The organism is Bartonella krasnovii (genome assembly GCF_003606345.3).
In the GTDB taxonomy this organism is placed as follows: domain Bacteria; phylum Pseudomonadota; class Alphaproteobacteria; order Rhizobiales; family Rhizobiaceae; genus Bartonella; species Bartonella krasnovii.
Window position 1 is genome coordinate 275,120 of the sequence record NZ_CP031844.2, and the last position, 16,466, is coordinate 291,585.

The 16,466-nt window shown below is 37.1% G+C and carries 13 protein-coding genes; 9 read left to right on the plus strand and 4 right to left on the minus strand.

Annotated elements, in window-relative coordinates:
* The first annotated feature begins 78 nt into the window (after window positions 1-78).
* From zwf to edd, 3 genes are read left to right on the plus strand one after another with little or no spacing between them, the layout of a single operon-like run.
* A complete protein-coding gene (zwf, locus tag D1092_RS01050) occupies window positions 79-1,554 on the plus strand; it encodes a glucose-6-phosphate dehydrogenase (protein ID WP_120121800.1) in 1,476 nt (491 codons plus the stop codon).
* 17 nt (window positions 1,555-1,571) lie between these two features.
* Window positions 1,572-2,324, plus strand: coding sequence for a 6-phosphogluconolactonase (gene pgl / locus D1092_RS01055; protein ID WP_120121801.1), 753 nt, complete (start codon window positions 1,572-1,574; stop codon window positions 2,322-2,324).
* A 58-nt stretch (window positions 2,325-2,382) separates the two neighbouring features.
* Entirely contained in the window at window positions 2,383-4,206 is a 1,824-nt protein-coding gene (gene edd, locus D1092_RS01060; RefSeq protein WP_120121802.1) for a phosphogluconate dehydratase, read from the plus strand.
* A gap of 65 nt (window positions 4,207-4,271) precedes the next feature.
* Here the strand turns inward: edd and folD are convergent, their stop codons facing one another.
* Window positions 4,272-5,171: a bifunctional methylenetetrahydrofolate dehydrogenase/methenyltetrahydrofolate cyclohydrolase FolD gene (gene folD, locus D1092_RS01065; protein WP_120121803.1), complete on the minus strand. Its 900-nt coding sequence runs from the start codon at window positions 5,169-5,171 to the stop codon at window positions 4,272-4,274.
* Between the two features lie 316 nt (window positions 5,172-5,487).
* Between folD and D1092_RS01070 the strand changes: the two genes are divergently transcribed.
* Window positions 5,488-7,368: an AsmA family protein gene (locus D1092_RS01070; protein ID WP_120121804.1), complete on the plus strand. Its 1,881-nt coding sequence runs from the start codon at window positions 5,488-5,490 to the stop codon at window positions 7,366-7,368.
* Window positions 7,369-7,684: 316 nt separating this feature from the next.
* On the opposite strand, the gene D1092_RS09405 is transcribed toward D1092_RS01070, so the two are convergent.
* The gene (locus D1092_RS09405) at window positions 7,685-7,828 is read right to left on the minus strand and encodes a hypothetical protein (protein WP_005773989.1); all 144 of its coding nucleotides are present in this window, start codon (window positions 7,826-7,828) and stop codon (window positions 7,685-7,687) included.
* Window positions 7,829-8,060: 232 nt separating this feature from the next.
* Here D1092_RS09405 and D1092_RS01075 point away from each other — a divergent pair, with 232 nt between their 5' ends.
* The 3 genes from D1092_RS01075 (at window position 8,061) to D1092_RS01090 (ending at window position 13,444) form a co-directional block, all read left to right on the plus strand.
* Window positions 8,061-8,804, plus strand: a complete 744-nt coding sequence (locus D1092_RS01075; RefSeq protein WP_120121805.1) for a 16S rRNA (uracil(1498)-N(3))-methyltransferase — start codon at window positions 8,061-8,063, stop codon at window positions 8,802-8,804.
* A gap of 68 nt (window positions 8,805-8,872) precedes the next feature.
* On the plus strand, window positions 8,873-10,246 hold the full coding sequence (locus tag D1092_RS01080) for a glutamate--cysteine ligase (protein ID WP_120121806.1): 1,374 nt from the start codon (window positions 8,873-8,875) through the stop codon (window positions 10,244-10,246).
* Between the two features lie 1,842 nt (window positions 10,247-12,088).
* Window positions 12,089-13,444, plus strand: coding sequence for an L-cystine transporter (locus D1092_RS01090; protein ID WP_120121807.1), 1,356 nt, complete (start codon window positions 12,089-12,091; stop codon window positions 13,442-13,444).
* 7 nt (window positions 13,445-13,451) lie between these two features.
* Here D1092_RS01090 and D1092_RS01095 read toward each other — a convergent pair whose 3' ends face one another.
* Window positions 13,452-14,330 carry a methyltransferase domain-containing protein gene (locus D1092_RS01095; protein ID WP_120121808.1) on the minus strand — a complete coding sequence of 293 codons (879 nt, stop codon included), beginning with the start codon at window positions 14,328-14,330 and terminating at the stop codon, window positions 13,452-13,454.
* A 197-nt stretch (window positions 14,331-14,527) separates the two neighbouring features.
* Here D1092_RS01095 and D1092_RS01100 point away from each other — a divergent pair, with 197 nt between their 5' ends.
* A complete protein-coding gene (locus D1092_RS01100) occupies window positions 14,528-15,316 on the plus strand; it encodes a ComF family protein (RefSeq protein ID WP_120121809.1) in 789 nt (262 codons plus the stop codon).
* Between the two features lie 46 nt (window positions 15,317-15,362).
* On the plus strand, window positions 15,363-15,608 hold the full coding sequence (gene grxC / locus D1092_RS01105; RefSeq protein ID WP_120121810.1) for a glutaredoxin 3: 246 nt from the start codon (window positions 15,363-15,365) through the stop codon (window positions 15,606-15,608).
* Window positions 15,609-15,655: 47 nt separating this feature from the next.
* On the opposite strand, the gene ubiG is transcribed toward grxC, so the two are convergent.
* Window positions 15,656-16,399 carry a bifunctional 2-polyprenyl-6-hydroxyphenol methylase/3-demethylubiquinol 3-O-methyltransferase UbiG gene (gene ubiG / locus D1092_RS01110; RefSeq protein WP_120121811.1) on the minus strand — a complete coding sequence of 248 codons (744 nt, stop codon included), beginning with the start codon at window positions 16,397-16,399 and terminating at the stop codon, window positions 15,656-15,658.
* Window positions 16,400-16,466 lie beyond the last annotated feature (67 nt).

A 16,466-nucleotide genomic window follows, 5' to 3' on the forward strand; every position in this document is an offset into this window, starting at 1 on the left:
GGTTCTGTCTGCTTTAATGATGAAAGCTTTTATAAGTAATATAGGATTGAATAATCGAATAGAAAAATAAATAAGTTCATGGTAAGTAAAATTATTCCAGTCTCTCCCTTTGATTGTATAGTTTTTGGTGGTAATGGTGATTTAGCAGCGCGCAAACTTATGCCTGCTCTCTATCATTGTCAGTGTGTTGGGCAATTTAATGAGCCCACGCGTATTATTGGGGTTGCGCGCTCTGCGTGGAGTAATGAAGAATATCAAAATTTTGTTCGGGATTCTTTAGAAACACATATTCATCCCAAAGAACTCAATTCAACTGAACTCCATCGTTTTCTTGCGCGTTTGATTTATGTTTCTGTTGATGTTACCTCAAATCAAGGGTGGCAAGATCTTGCGCTGGTATTGTCACAAGATTCAACGGATATTCGAGCTTTTTATTTGGCTGTTGGTTCGTCACTTTTTTCTGATATTGCGATGAAGTTGGGGAAAAGCAATTTGGTGACGCCACAAACAAGAATTATCATTGAAAAACCTATTGGCCGTGATGTAAAAACAGCCATTTCGCTTAACGATGCATTTGCAAGTGTTTGTAATGAAGATCAAATCTTTCGCATTGATCATTATCTTGGCAAGGAAACTGTTCAAAATCTGATGGCATTGCGATTTGTGAATACACTTTATGAGCCGTTATGGAATTCCAATTATATTGATCATGTTCAAATAACGGTTGCTGAGTCTTTAGGTTTGGAAGGGCGTGCAGAATATTATGAAAGTGCAGGTGCACTACGCGATATGGTGCAAAACCATATGTTGCAATTGCTCTGTTTGGTGGCGATGGAAATACCATTTACGAATAGAGCAAATGCTGTGCGTGATGAAAAATTGAAAGTTTTGCATTCTTTAACGCCTCTTGATGTTTACAATGTAGCTCAACATACTGTACGTGGGCAGTATCTTTCTGGTGTCTTGAATGGTATTTCTGTGGGATCTTATCTTGATGATCTGGGGAAAAAAGTAAGTAAAAGCGAAACATTTGTAGCACTTAAAGTTACAATTAATAATTGGCGCTGGGCGAATACGCCTTTTTATTTACGAACTGGTAAGCGCATGTCCACGCGGATGTCTGAAATTGTAGTTGTTTTCAAATCCATTCCACATAATATTTTTAATGTGGATTCGGATGAGATTTTTTCTAATCGGCTTGTTATTCGTCTCCAGCCTGATGAAGGCGTCAAACAATGGTTGATGATTAAGGATCCAGGTTCTGGTGGTATGCGATTTCGTCATATACCCTTGGATATGAGTTTTGCTTCCGCATTTTCTCAGCGTAATCCTGATGCTTATGAACGTTTATTGATGGATGTTATTCGTGGCGATCAAACACTCTTTATGCGTCGTGACGAAGTTGAAGCGGCTTGGCATTGGATTGATCCTATTATCGAGGGATGGCAAGCAATAAAGCAACCTGTTCATGGTTATAGTGCTGGTTCATGGGGGCCACCTGCTTCGACAATTTTAATGGAACGTGATGGACGTATATGGAATAATTTAGTTTAGAGCAATAAACAATAAGTATGCATGGAATGAATATTGACCGTTTAAATTTTGAAACACCCACGACTCTTGCTTTAGCGTTGGCTGACCGTGTTGCAGCAGAGCTTAGTATAGCTGTTCTTGAGAGAAAACGCGCGATTTTAGCGGTTTCTGGTGGAAAAACACCAGAATTGTTTTTTCATTATTTATCAAAGGCTGATATTGACTGGCAAAATATTATCATCACTTTGGTTGATGAACGCTTTGTACCTGCTCACCATGAGCGTTCAAATGAACATATGGTACAGCGTTATTTGTTACAAAATTGTGCTGTAAAAGCGCGTTTTATAGGACTTTATCATAAGGCACGCACCGTTGAACTTGCGGCTTTTTCAGCAGCAAGCCGTGTTAATACTTTACCTAAACCCTTTGATGTTGTTGTTTTAGGAATGGGGGTTGATGGACATACGGCTTCCTTTTTTCCTGATGCTGATCGTTTAAAGCAAGCACTTGATCTTCGAACACAAGCACTTGTTTTACCACTTCATGCCAAGAGTGCTTTTGAACCAAGGCTCTCACTAACTTTGCCAGTTATTATGCAATCTCGTTGTATTATTCTCCATTTTGAAGGTTTTCAGAAACGCGATTGTTTTGAAGAAGCTTGTCAAGATGGATCTGAAATAGAAATGCCGATTCGAGCAATTTTGCGTAATTCCCCTCATCTTGTGCAGGTTTATTGGTCACCTGCAGAAAATGAAATAAGTGAATCAGAATGTGAGAGACAAGGGGAATAGAAATGCAATCTCTCTTTAATAAATAAGGGAGAGAAACAATGAAAGGGGGGAAGTAAATATGGCACTTTCCAAGACAATTGCCACAGTTACACGAAGGATTTATGAACGCTCTCTACCTACACGAGAAATTTATTTAGAACGCATCGCGAACGCACAAAGCCATCGTCCCAAGCGGAGTTTTTTGGGATGCGCTAATCAGGCTCATGGTTTTGCTGCTTGTGGAGCAATAGACAAAGAGCGTTTGAAGGGAAATATCGTTGGAAATATTGGTATTATCACGGCCTATAACGATATACTTTCAGCGCATCAACCTTTTGAAAAGTTTCCTCACTTAATTAAAGAAGCAGCTCGTATGGTTGGTGGTGTTGCGCAGGTAGCAGGAGGTGTTCCTGCGATGTGTGATGGTGTGACACAGGGAAATGCGGGAATGGAGCTTTCCCTTTTTTCGCGTGAAGTGATTGCAATGGCGACAGCGATAAGCTTATCACACGATGTTTTTGATGCTGCACTGTATCTTGGGGTTTGTGATAAAATTATACCTGGTCTCATGATCGGCGCACTAACATTTGGTCACTTACCAGGAATTTTTATACCCGCTGGTCCTATGACAAGTGGTCAAGGCAATGATGAAAAAGCAAAAATACGTCAACTTTACGCGGAAAATAAAATAGATCGCCAAACTTTGTTAGAATCAGAAGCTCGTTCTTATCATGGACCAGGAACATGCACATTTTATGGAACAGCTAATTCCAATCAGGTGATATTGGAAATGATGGGGCTACATATGCCGGGTGCTTCTTTTGTCAATGCAAATACACCGTTGCGTGATGCTCTAACAAAAGAAGCGACAAAGCGTGTACTTGAAATGACCGATATCGGTGATCATTATAGACCACTTGGTATGATCATTGATGAGCGTTCTTTTGTGAACGCTATTGTAGGATTAAATGCGACAGGAGGTTCTACCAACCATACGATTCATTTGATTGCCATGGCTGCTGCCTGCGGTATTCAATTAACATGGCATGATATTGCAGAAATTTCGTCAGTTGTCCCTCTTTTAGCGCGGATTTACCCCAATGGTTTAGCTGATATTAATCATTTTCACGCAGCTGGTGGTATAGGATTTGTCATTCGCGAGCTCATTGAGGCGGGTTTAGTGCATGAAGATATTTCTACAGTTTATGGTAAAGATCTCAATGCTTATGCCATTGAAGCAAAGCTTTCTGCTGATGGCTGTGTGGTACGTGAACCGGCCCTCAAGGAAAGTGGTGATCATAAGGTGTTAGCAGGGTGGAAAAAACCATTTCAGCCTGACGGTGGTCTTCGTGTTTTATCGGGAGATTTGGGAACAGCTATTATAAAAGTTTCATCCGTTAAACCAGAATATTGGCAAATTAAAGCACCAGTCCTTGTCTTTAATGATCAAGAGGAGCTCAAAAAATCTTTTCAATCTAGAGCATTACATGATAAAGATTTTATTGCTGTTATTCGCTACCAAGGACCAAAAGCCAATGGGATGCCAGAGCTTCATAAATTAACCACTATTTTAGGCGTTTTACAAGATCGCGGTCAAAGGGTAGCATTGATAACGGATGGCCGTATGTCCGGAGCATCAGGAAAAATTCCCGCTGCCATACATGTGACACCAGAAGCTTTGGATAATGGCCCTATTGCGCGGTTGCAAGATGGTGACATTGTTTTCCTCGATGTTCATAGGGGTAAATTAACTCTTTTAGAGGATTTAGAAAAATTTAATGCGCGAACAATCACACCTCCTGATCTTTCAAAAAATGAACAAGGTGTTGGACGTGAACTCTTTCGTGTTTTCCGTCAATCGGTTAATCGTGCAGACCAAGGGGCATCTGTTTTTATGGCATGAGAAATGCAAAAAGAAACAAGGTAAACCATGCACAATGAAATCATGCACAATGATTGTTAAAATTTTTAGAATTTTGGTATAGGAAGATTGTGTAGTCGGGCAGCGGCTTTGAGTGTATTAACCATAAGCATAGCAATTGTCATTGGTCCAACACCTCCTGGAACAGGGGTAATTGCAGCAGCTTTTTCTTTTACATTTTCAAAATCGACGTCTCCAACAAGACGCGTTTTTCCTATACCTTTTTCTGGTGCAGCAATGCGGTTAATACCAACATCAATAACAATTGCACCATTTTTTACCCAGTCTTTTTTAATCATTTGAGGACGGCCTACAGCCGCTACGAGAATATCGGCACTCCGACATACATCATCAAGGTCACGGGTACGACTATGGGCAATTGTCACAGTAGCATTGGCTGCTGTTAAAAGGGCAGCCATAGGTTTTCCAACAATATTAGAACGTCCAACAACAACAGCATCAAGTCCAGATAAGTCTTGTCCACATTGTTGTTCAATCATCATCATAGCACCAGCTGGTGTGCAGGGAATAATAGCATCATCAAGTGCATTTGCTGTGAGTTTTCCGACATTGACATAATGGAAACCATCAACATCTTTTTGGAAAGAAACGGCTTGTGTTATGCGGTTTGTATTGATATGGGCGGGGAGAGGCAGCTGTACCAAAATACCATGAATTTTTGGATCAGAATTTAAAGTTGCAATAAGTTGAAGGAGCTCTTTTTCTTGCGTTTCTTTGGACATGGCATGTTTGATTGAAAGAAACCCACATTCTTCAGCTTTTTTATTTTTTGAGGAGACATAGACTTGGCTTGCAGGATCGTCTCCAACGATAACGACAGCGATGCTAGGTTGTATATTATAGTTATTGCGGAGTTTTGTTGTTTCAGCCTTAACTTTCTCAATAATCTCTTCAGCAAGTTTTTTTCCGTCAATAATATTACTCATGAGAAAGATCCTTTCGGTAAGGCTGTTTGTTCTTTTGTAAAGCATTTTCTAATAATAGGATAGAGTTTTATAGCTATATTCATAGGGAAACAGTGAGAATGGTTTGATAACGTTGTGGATTTATAGTTTTAGAAGGGTTTTAAATAATTGCTTTATAAAGAAGTAGCAATATTGCTGTTTAAATAAACTTTGGATAAAGAACAAAAATAATGAAAATACAAAGTGGATATGGTGAATTATAGGGTTATAAAAAGTCTTTTAACGATTATTTGAGTTTTTTAATCTGTTACTAGAGGAATACGTGTAGAGGGATATTGTGCGCATCAGAATAATAAAATTTTTGAGCGGAATTTTTATTATAATTATCTTTTTATTTGGGGTGGGGATTCTTGTTTTACCTTATCTTGTCTCTACAGATGTGATTCGTGTTCGTTTAGCGCAAGAGCTGAGTACATGGACAGGTTATAATGTGCAATTGCGTGATCCACCGCGTTTAAATCTTTTTCCTTACCCTAGAGCATTGCTTTCCGGTGTTACTTTAACATCAAAAATGGATGATGTTGCGCCATTAATGGAAGCTGAATCAATAGAAGTTGATCTTTCTGTCGTTGATCTTCTTTGGGGACGAGTTTCTTTTTCAGAAACGCGAATTATGCGTCCTCAATTTGCTATGGAAAAGCCCGTTAAAACAATGGCAGATTTTTTTGATCGATTTTCGCGCTCACAAGGTGCTTTAGGATTAGCCATACGCAAGGCGCGTGAAATATTAAAACAAAATCCTGATCATCCAGAGATAGAACACCTTTTAAAACAACCTTTTGGACGGGTTGTCATTAAAAATGGTGCTCTTGTGTATCAAGATAGCCTTTCAGGGGTAGCGGAAAAAATCACAGGATTAAATGCGACTTTAGATTGGTCAGAATCGACTCAAGAAATACGGTTGCGTGCAGATGCTCGTTGGCACGGAGAGTTTACAAAATTGTCCATTGATGCTGCACAAGCATTGTTGCTTCTGGCAGGAGGAAAAAGTCAAATTAAGGCAACTCTTAATTCTGTACGAGGGGGAATAACTTTTACAGGACAGGCGCGGTTATCTGAATATTATATTTTTGACGGAAAGGTATCGATGCGTTCTCCGGGATGGAATCAGACTGTGTCTTGGTTTGGAGGGAAACAATTTTGGGGACATAAATTAAAAGCCCCTATTGTCTGGGAATCTCATTTTTTAGCGCGTCCAATGCATATCCAAATGAACAACGTTACATTTACGATAGGAAAAGACAATGCACGTGGGGCTTTGGAACTTGACTTTCAAGATTATGTACCAAATGTCATGGGTTCTTTAGCATTTGATAACCTAGACTTTAATCTTTTGGGCTCAATGTTTTCTTCAGTTAAAAAGAAAAATTCATTCTTTGATATGGCGCTTTTTGATCGTATTGGAGTGGATATACGACTTTCTGCGCCTCAAGCCAAAATAGAAAATATTTTACTCACAGATTTAGCTGCTGCGATACAAATAAAAAATGGGTATGGAATTTTTGATCTTGGACATGCAAATATTTGGGGTGGATCCGTTCAAAGTAATATTGAAGTTACGCCGGCTGGGCAGAAAATCCGTATTGGAGGAAATATTTCAGGATCTTCTATTGATACACAGGAGGCTTTAGAAGCTTTAGGATTTATGCCATTTGTACAGAGCAAAACAAATTTTACCGCAACGATACAAACACTTGTGGGTTCTTGGATGGAAGTTTTTACAAAAATGCAGGGTAGATTAACACTAAAGATGTCTTCTGGTCGGCTTTTAGGGTATGATTTGAATGAATTACAAACAAAACTTTCAAGAAAACAACCATTTCTTTTAAAAAATAATGATTCCGTCTCTACAAATTTTGATCACTGGGATATTCAGACAAGCTTTTCAGCAGCTACGATAAAGATAACAGAATCATTGATGCGTACAACAGACTTGAGTTTATCCATACAGGGGGGGGGTACAACTGCTCTTGCTCAAGGACAGCAGAGCGAATTGATATTACAGGCACAATTGCAAAAAAATCATAGATCAGAGACTTTATGTAAAGATGTTCAATGTCTTGCTAACAGCCTTGTATGTCCTTTTACATTTTCTCTGAGCTCTAAAGGACAAGATCATGGTAATTTTTTGATTACAAAAGACATTGATACAGATTAAACATTATTTTTTATTTGCACAACACGCTATTCTATAGTGATAATTCATCTATTTGCAATTTAAAGTCGTTTTTAAATTTAAACAAGAAATTTCAAGATCATAAGATTCTCTTACTTTCTATTCGTGATGAAACTAAGAAGCTTCTTCTTCGTCACATAAGTGCAGTTGTTATTTAGATAAACAACTGAAGAGAGGGATAAAAATACCCCCCTCCAGAATCTTTTCAATACAGGAAAGTCATTATGAGTGCAAATCTTAGAAAATTGCTGAAAAATATTTTGTTGCCTTAAAACGTTAAGGGTATATCAGCCAGAACTTATTGAATCTGAGAAGAAATACCATAACCATCTTTGGTAACTGTATGCTTCCCATCTGCTCCAACAGAACCAATTCCCACTGTAATCAAAATAAAGGCTAAGAGGGTTGTAATCGTAATAATGGTAGCTTTTTTAGCAGACATATCTTTCCTCCACTGATGCATCAATGACTGAGTGCAAAGATGAATGGTGTATTATTTAAACTTATATGAAAGCAGAATCGCTTAACGATCTATTGGTTCCTATCATTATCTTATAAAGCTAAAAAACTCTATAATTCTTTAATATATTATAGTTCTATAGATATAATTTTTTCTTTTTGTTATATATTTTTCTTCATTTCTTGATGACGGTAGTGAGCATTGGCAAGATTTTATGCGCATAAACTATAAACTTAAAAGATTATTTATCCGACAGACATTGGCTTTGAATGAAGAAATAAAGATAGAAGGAGCACAAGCTTTTTATCTTGTGCATGTTTTGCGGATGAAAGAAGGGGCAGAAATTCTACTTTTTAATGGACAGGATGGTGAGTGGCTTGCTAGACTTACTCTTGTTAAGAAAAAATTTGTTTTGGTTCAGCTTATTCATCAAGAAAGATTACAAACGACGCATTCCAGTCTTATTTACTGCTTTGCTCCACTCAAAAACGCGCGGTTGGATTATATGGTGCAAAAAGCTGTTGAAATGGGGGTATCGATTTTGCAGCCTGTTATAACGCATCATACACAGGTTACGCGTATCAATATGGCGCGTATGGAAGCCAATGTTATTGAAGCTTCTGAACAATGTGGTATTTTATCTCTTCCTAAATGTGTATCAGCTCTATCATTAGCAGAGCTTTTAGCAAGTTGGGATGAGACACAGCCTTTATTCTTTTGTGATGAAGAGTATCAATCGCATAATCCATTATCTCCTTTTAAAAAGTGTGATGTTATAGCACCTGGTATTCTTATTGGACCAGAAGGTGGATTTAGTGAAGAAGAGCGGAGCTTTTTAAAAAAGCATCCTTTTGTGGTCTCGATATCATTAGGTCCACGCATTTTACGCGCTGATACTGCCGCTGTTGCGGCTTTGGCTCTTCTTAATGCTACTGTGGGGGATTGGTCAATGGATTGAGATGTCTCTAAAATCACTCTAAACAATTCATTTAAGATGATAATACTAATGATAGGATACGATAAGTTATGGCGCTTGATGTAATGGATGAAAGTGAAGTTTATAACTTAGATTCCTTGGTTAGCTATTTCCAAGGGGGGTGTAAAGTAGAAGAAGATTGGCGTATTGGCACAGAACATGAAAAGTTTCCGTTTTATAGAGAGGGTTTTCGTCCTGTTCCTTATGACGGAGAGAGAGGAATTCGAGCGCTGTTAGAGGGGATGCAAAATGCTTTAGGATGGAAACCTATTTTAGATGAAGGGAATATTATTGGGCTTGTAGGATCAGTTGATCAGGGGGCTATTTCTTTGGAACCTGGGGGACAATTTGAATTATCTGGGGCACCATTAAAAACAATAGGCCAGACATATCATGAGTTGATGGAACATTTAACGCTTCTCAAAAAAATTGCAGAACCATTGGGTATTGGCTTTTTGGGGATGGGAGCGAGCCCAAAGTGGACGTTAGCTGAAACGCCGAAAATGCCTAAATCACGTTATCAGATTATGACTGATTATATGCCGAAAGTTGGGCATAATGGCCTTAATATGATGTATCGTACATCAACGGTTCAGGTTAATCTTGATTTTTCATCTGAAAGTGATATGCGGCGAAAAATGCAAGTATCCATGAAATTACAGTCCATTGCGACCGCCTTATTTGCAAGTTCACCTTTTACAGAAGGACGTCCAAATGGCTTTTTGTCATGGCGTTCTGAAATTTGGCGTGATACGGATAATGACAGGACAGGTGTTCTTCCCTTTATATTTTCTAAGCATTTTGGTTTTGCTGATTACGTTGAATGGGCCCTTGATGTTCCCATGTATTTTATTGTACGTGATGGCCGTTATTATGATTGTACACATATAACGTTTCGTCAGTTTATGAATGGAGCATTAAGAGGACAGGTTGCAAATTCAATCCCAAACATGGGAGATTGGATTAATCACTTATCAACGTTATTTCCTGAAGTTCGTTTAAAAAGGTTTTTAGAAATGAGAGGCGCTGATTGCGGTTCTTGGAAGCGCATCTGTGCATTGTCGGCTTTTTGGGTTGGGCTTCTTTATGATAGAGAAGCGCTTAACGAGGCAGAGGCTTTGACCAAAGATTGGTGTTTTGAAGAAGTTTTGGAGATGCGTGAACGCGTTCCCAAAGAAGGGTTTAAAACCCCTTTTCGTCAAACCATTCTTTTAGAATTAGCTCGTCAAGCTATTGCGATTGCACGCAAGGGCTTAAAAAATCGCAAACACTATGATGCAAATGGTTTTGATGAAACAAACTTTCTTAATCCTTTAGAAGAGGTTGTAGCAACAGGGCAAACAGATGCTGAAAAACTTTTGTTTCATTATTCTTCTATTTGGAATGAGTCTGTCGAACCTCTATTTTTAGAATGTGCCTATTAAATTGAAGGCAAAGAAACTTTGTACTTTTTTAAAACTGTATCATAGTGGTTTATTTGTTTTAGAGAGAATATCCTTCTTTCTTTCAACATTGCTCATAAGGAATACAATACAAAGATCTCAAGCATACTGAAGATTACTACGATTACGATACTTCCGTAACCTTTATGTTATATCGTTGTGCTAGAAATGATTTGCTCTATTTAGCTCTTTATCAAACATTTTTTATCTGCTTTGCGCATTCCTCTTATGAAGAGGAGTAGAAAATAATTTTATTACTTTTAAATAAAAAATATTATTTATATTTATAGGTTTAACGTTATACTTATAAAAATACGAAGTATTTTATTTTGTAGAGTAAAAATACAAAACCTTAGTTTTTTATGCTGGTAAGCCACAAACACTTCTTTTATTATTTAAAAACGTATAGTACGCTTACTAACTGCCTGTTGCCTCTGCTTTTTAAGAGCAAGAGTGCATGGGGATTTGTATACCTTTTTGTGACATTACACGATATCATTATACAGTCATCATGAAGGCAATAGCTAGATTTTTTAATGGGTAGGAAAATTACAGGAAACCATTTTCTCTATACGGATAATTTGTTTTTTGGGATTAATGCCCGTTGGAGAATCTAGAAATTTTTTACGTATTCAAACATCGGATTACTAAAAATCTACTTCAAGTCTTGCGAGGAAAATGTCTTTTATCAATAAATAAGAAGCATCCTATTTTATTATTTAGCAAACCCTCATATTGGGATTCCTTACCTAAAAATAGTAAAGCATCCACAAAAAAGAGTAGCTTTGAGTAATACTTTAAAATATTTAATTATGAAAATTCATTTGTTGTTCTATTCAATATTTCTAAAATAATCCCTTATCTTATTCTATAGATGTGACAGGTTCTATTTTACTCTTATATATTCTTTTGCTATTTCTTCTTTTTCGCGATATCCTGAACTTTCACAGTTTTTATTGAGATATGACTGATAAAGTTCATCGTACAGATTCAGATCGTTCACTTTCGTATATCCAAGTGATATTAGTACAGCGAACAAAAGTATCAATAGAGAAGATAAAACAATAAATGTTATGGTACGTTTCATGAGTGATTTAACTCCTTATCTTTGATAAATAGACCGATATTGAATACGGCTATTATAACGGTTGATATCACTTGGTTTAGTTATATCGATAAGATATAGGGTATTTTTGTTGGTATTGTGTTTTAGGTTGTATCAAATAATAATATGCATTACTGATTGCATTGCCTTTTCAATAGGCATTATGGTTTTTAAATCCTTCACATTTGCGATTTTTTTTTGTTATTGAGAGGGAATATTTTTATGCCTATAAGAGAATTTCTAAAAACAAAAAAGTTTCTTCTCTAAAAGCTTTTGGGAGCGCAGTCCATAGAATTTGTAAGAGGAGTTTGATGGTTTATTTTTCGGAAAATTCATGAATGTTTGTTTGTTAATGAATCATTTTAAAGAAAGCTTTCCTTAATTCAAAAGGCAAAAGAGATTGATAAGGACTTTGATAGAATAAGATAGGTTGGAATTATTCAGTATTAAAATGCAATGAAGGGTGTTCATATTTCTCTTTTTAAACTATTTTATAACCTCTGTAATTTTAAAGAGTAAGGAGATAAATTTACTTATTTTCTTTAAGCAGTTATTCGTAGATAAAAAATTCTCTTTTAATCTATAAATTAAAAAAATAATGACTTTTTAAAAGCCTTATAAGCTTTATACATTAATTTAAATATTATGCATTGATTTTGAATTATGCATATTATTCACCATAAATTATAACAATAGTGGATATAGACTGGGCATAGACAATGACGTTTAATTTTTTCATCAATTTATTTCTATTTGTTATTTTTTTATTGTGGATTGCCCAAAGTAAGAGAATGCAATGGAGTCTTTCACGCCGTGTCATGCTGGGGCTTGTCCTTGGCTTGATTTTTGGTGGTGTTTTGCAGGTTATTTATGGAGAAGGTGAAGTCATTTTATTGAAATCCATTGAATGGTTTAACATTGTTGGGAGTGGCTATATCTTATTACTCCAAATGATTGTTATGCCACTGGTTTTTATCTCTATTGTTTCAGCTGTTGCTCATTTGCATTCTGTTTATGCTGTTGGAAAAATGAGTATAATGACTATTTCAATATTGCTTTTTACAACGGCTCTTTCAGCATTGGTTGGCGTTTTAGTCGTGAATGCCTTTGGTTTAACCGCAAATGGTTTGGTACATGAAGGGCAAAATTTTTCTACTGTTCTTGGAGAGCGTATTTCTCAACTTGGAGATATGAATATTCCAAAGATGATTTTATCCTTGATTCCTAAAAACCCCTTTGCTGAGTTAAGTGGTTCTAAGCGTACATCAATTATCAGTGTTGTTATTTTTGCGTCATTTTTAGGGGCTGCGGTTCTTCTTTTGAAGAAAGATGAGCCAGAAAAAGGGGAAAAAGCACTTTTATTTATTCAAGTGGCACAAGCTTGGATTATGCGGTTAGTTCGTCTTGTGATTGCTTTGACGCCTTATGGTATTTTTGCACTTATGACGAAAGTAGGAGCATCTTCTCATGTTGCAGATATTTTAAATTTACTCGTTTTTATTATTGCTTCTTATGTTGGTATTATTTTAATTTTTGGCATTCATGGTGTGTTGCTCGGCATTTTTGGGGTTAACCCCTTCCGTTTTTTTAAAAAGGTTTTGCCGGTTTTGACATTTGCTTTTAGCAGTCGTTCAAGTGCTGCGAGTATTCCTTTGAATATTGAAGCGCAAACACAGTGGATAGGTGTACCGCAATCCATTGCGAGTTTTGCAGCTTCTTTTGGGGCAACAATTGGACAAAATGGGTGTGCTGGTCTTTATCCAGCAATGCTTGCAACCATGATTGCACCGACCGTGGGGATTAATCCTCTTGATCCTACTTGGATTGCAACGCTTGTTGGGATTGTAACATTGAGTTCCATTGGTGTTGCTGGTGTGGGCGGGGGGGCTATTTTTGCAGCATTGATTGTATTACCAATCATGGGCCTTCCTGTTACTTTGGTCGCTGTCCTTATCTCTATTGAGCCACTGATTGATATGGGACGTACCGCTCTAAACGTGAGTGATTCAATGATAGCAGGAACGATCACCAGTCAAATATTACGAACAACGGATAAAAGTATTTTTGAAAAATGATTTTGGGTTATATTTTTTTGGATTTAAAAACATCTATAAGAGATATTTGCCCAGAACCAGGATGTAGAGGTTTTTGTTGATTGGGATGAGGAGCCCAACCAGAGAGCCAGATGAAAGAAAAATGGGCACGAATACGTCCATCAGGATCGCTAAATTTTTGTGCATAGATTTCAGCAGCGCGGAGAAAAAAGCGTTTAGAGACAGGGCGTCGTGAGCGATTGATGAGGGCGTTTTGCATTCCCATCGCTTTAAGATCGTGCATAAGGTCAAACATTGTATTATAACGTATTGTAATCTCTTCAACATCGGTTACAGGGAGAGCAAAGCCAACACGTTGTAAAAGATCGCCTGCATCACGAATGTCGACAAAAGGGTAGATTCTAGGACTTGCTCCACCGTAAATTTCAATTTCAGCTTGTAGGAGACATTCACGTAATTCTTTGAGAGTACCAGCTCCTGTCATAACAGCTAGAAATAAGCCATCTGGTTTAAGAGTGTTTTTTATCTGGCTTAGAACACCAGGGGTATCATTCGTCAATTGTAATGAAAGAAGTGAAACAATAAGATCGCAGTAATTTTGAGGTAAATCAAGAAACTCTCGATGACGTAAATAAAATTTTTTATCATAGCTTTTATAAAGCGTATCGGTTTCAATACGTTCTATAGAACAAACCTTTCCAGATTTTATGAGAGCTTGCGCGGCAAGATCTGTATGGCTGTGTAAATCAAGTGCTAATTTAAAGAGACGATCAACAGTGCTAAGACGTTGATAGAGATCTTCTGCCATGAGAGAGAGTAAAAAGTCATATCCTTTTTTTGCTTTTTGGAAGGCGCGTTTTCGGAATTGTTCAATGCGGTTATGATCAAAAATTAAAGGATGGGACATATTATGGAACACTTTCGATTTATGAAAGAATATATTTTGAAAAGGTTCATGTTTGTGCGTGCTCTGTCAAGTTTATAATGTGAAATAAAAATAAGTTTATAGGAGCTTAAGAGTTTTTAAAGAAATTAAATTTATGAATTGAGGAAATACAAAGGAACTTTTGTTCTACGGGAAACTTGTAAAAGCCTAAATTTATAATGTTTTACTTTCGAGAAGCGGCTTTAAATAGCGGGGATATACTCAGTCAATTCATTGAGCGTTTTAAAACGATGCTTTATCCACCAATTTGTCCTGGATGTAAGCAAAATGTTTCTACTTACGGCACGATTTGCTCTAAATGTTGGAAAGACCTCCAATTTATTACGAAACCTTATTGTCCTGTTATGGGGACGCCTTTTGTGTGTGATATGGGGGATGGTTTTCTTAGTGGTGAAGCACTGCGTAATTCTTACCCTTTTTCACGTGTTCGCTCAGTCATTGTTCATAAAGGACTTGCACGCACTTTGGTAACGCGCTTAAAATACGGTGATTATATAGAATTGGCACCATTTATGGCCAATTGGATGATATCTGCTGGACGTGAGGTTATTGATGAGTGTGATGTCATTATTCCCATTCCATTGCATTTTCGTCGTTTTTGGGAGAGGCGTTATAATCAATCTGCTGAGCTTGCCCGTTATATTGCAGCATCACAAAAAAAGCTTTTAAAACCCGGTTGGCTTGTTCGCTGTCGACATACGCGCCCGCAGGTTAGTCTTTCTTCAAGAGAAAGAAAACTTAACGTAAAAAATGCTTTTAAGGTTTCGCATAAAGTTAAAAAATACCTCAAAGGATGTTCTGTTTTACTGATTGATGATGTATTTACAACGGGTGCGACAGTTACGGCGGCAGCTGCTGCACTAAAATATGCAGGTGCACGACGGGTTGATGTGCTAACATTTTCGCGTGTTCTTAAGGAAGATTCTATTTTTCCTTCTTCTCAATAGGAACTTAAAGTTGATATTATAAAAAAATACTTGAAGGATAATACTTATGAAAGAGATAATCATTTATACACGTCCTAACTGTCCTTATTGCACAAAAGCACGTGATTTGCTTGATAAAAAGGGTGTAAAATATACAGATATTGATGCTTCCACATCTCTTCGTCAAGAAATGGTACAGCGCGCGAATGGACGTAATACATTTCCACAAATTTTTATAGGTGATTATCATGTTGGCGGTTGTGATGATCTTTATGCTTTAGAAGCTGAGGGAAAACTCAATTCTTTATTATAAGATATATAATCGCTGTAAATAATATATCTTTAAGACTATTACATTCCTTAAGACCGTTTTGCGAGAAGGAGATAGTTAACATCCATGTCTTTTGAGCGATTCCAGCTGTCATTTAATGGATTATAAGTAATACCTGTCTCATCAATAACAGTCAGAGCGTTTTGTGATAAGAATTTTTTAAGTTCTCGAGGTTTTAGAAATTTTTTATAATCATGGGTTCCTTTAGGGAGCCAACGGAGGATATATTCAGCGCCTACAATAGCAAGCCCCCATGCTTTCCACGTGCGGTTGAGTGTTGCAACAAACATCAATCCTTGTGGTTTTAGCATTTTTGCTGTCGCTTTTATAAAGAGATTAACATCAGCGACATGTTCAACAACTTCCATATTAAGGATGATATCAAATTTTTCTCCTTCATTGGCGAGTGCTTCTGCTGTTGTCGTGCGATAATCAATTGAAAGGTTATTTTGTGCTGCATGGATTTTTGCAACTTCAATATTCGTTTGTGCAGCATCAACACCTACAACGATAGCGCCAAGACGCGCCATTGGCTCACATAACAATCCTCCTCCACAGCCAATATCAAGAACTTTCAAATTATCAAAGGGCGTCAGTGAAATAGGATCACGATTAAATTCTAAACAGATTTTTTCTCTGATGTAAGCAAGACGTGTTGGATTAAATTGATGAAGAGGTCGAAATTTTCCTTGTGGATTCCACCATTCTGTAGCGATACGTGAGAAGTGATCAATTTCACTTTGATCAACAGTTGTTTGTCTTTCCTCTATCATGTTGCCTTCCTTTTATTTTTAATGATCAAGTCCAGTAGATTTTATACAAAGTCAAGAAAAATTAATA